The organism is Rhizobacter sp. P2_H2 (genome assembly GCF_056403375.1).
Genome location: NZ_JBFUFP010001210.1, coordinates 1 through 1,507, shown reverse-complemented (window position 1 = coordinate 1,507; position 1,507 = coordinate 1). Strand labels below are relative to the sequence as shown.

Genomic DNA, 1,507 nt, shown 5'->3' with positions numbered 1-1,507 from the left:
GTCCCTGGCCGCGACGAGGTCTGCGAGCAAACCAAGTGAGAATCGCGCGATGACCAGCCGATTCCCCGACCACCTTGCGGCCATCGACATGGGCTCGAACAGTTTCCGCCTGGAGATCGGCGAACTCAGCCCCGGCCGCTACAAGCGCATCGATTACCTGAAGGAGACCGTTCGCCTCGGCGCCGGCCTCGACAAGTCGGGCCTGCTGACCGAAGACGCGACGCTGCGCGGCCTGGCCTGCCTGGGCCGCTTCGCGCAGCGCCTGCGCGGCTATGCGCCGGACCAGGTGCGCGCGGTGGCGACGCAGACGCTGCGCGAGGCGCGCAACCGCGATGCCTTCCTGCTGCGCGCCCAGGAGGTGCTGGGCCATCCGATCGAGGTGATCTCCGGCCGCGAGGAAGCGCGGCTGATCTATGCCGGCGTCGCCCGGTTGCAGCCGTCGGACGAGCCGCGGCTGGTGATCGACATCGGCGGGCGCTCGACCGAGATGATCCTCGGCCAGGGCCGCACACCGCTGCGCGCCGAGTCGTTCCAGGTCGGCAGCGTCAGCCTGTCGATGCGCTACTTCGCCGACGGGCGCTTCAGCGAGGCCGCGTTCCGCGCCGCGCAGGTGGCCGCCGGCGCCGAGCTCGAAGAAGCGCTGTCGCCGTTCGCGCCGCAGCACTGGCGCGAGGCGCTGGGCTCGTCGGGCACGGCCGGCGCGGTGTCGCAGCTGCTGCAGGCGAGCGGCATCACCGACGGCGCGATCACGCCCGACGGCCTGCGCTGGTGCATCGAGCAGTGTCTGAAGGCCGGCCGCATCGACAAGCTGAGCCTGCCCGGGCTGAAGGAAGACCGCCGCGCGGTGATCGCCGGCGGCCTGGCGATCCTGTACACGCTCGCGACGCACTTCGGCATCCAGCTGCTGCAGCCGGCGCGCGGCGCGCTGCGCCAGGGCGTGATCTTCGACCTGGACGAGCGGCTGCATGCCGAATCGCGCGACCGCGAGGGTCACGACATGCGCGATGCCTCGGTGGTGGAGATGCAGCGGCGCTTCGAGGTCGACACCACGCAGGCCTGGCGCGTCGCGAGCGTGGCCGATGCGCTGCATGCGAGCGTGGCGCCCGAGCGCAGCCCGATCCAGGCGCGCGAGCTGCGCTGGGCCTGTGCGCTGCACGAGATGGGCATGATGATCTCGCACCACGACCACCACCGGCACAGCGCCTACGTGCTGGGCAATGTCGATGCGGCGGGCTTCTCGCAATCGCAGCAGCGCCGGCTCGCGGAGCTGGTGCTGGCGCAGCGCGGCGGCCTGCGCAAGGTGGAGCCGCAGCTCGCGAACACCGATTTCGCGGCGCAGGCGCTGTGCCTGCGGCTCGCGATCATCAAGTGCCATGCGCGCGGCCCGGTCGACCCGACCGCGCTGCAGCTGCAGCTGAGCGGCCGGCAGGCCACGCTCGGCTTCAGCGAGGGCTGGGCGCAGACGCACCCGCGCACGCTGTTCCTGCTGAACGAGGAAGTGGAGGCG

Annotated in this window: 1 protein-coding gene; it reads left to right on the top strand. The window is 71.7% G+C overall.

Annotated elements, in window-relative coordinates:
- Positions 1-49: 49 nt before the first annotated feature.
- The coding region (ppx, locus tag AC1D15_RS31625; RefSeq protein WP_477829160.1) for an exopolyphosphatase at positions 50-1,507 on the top strand (1,458 nt) is incomplete at its 3' end.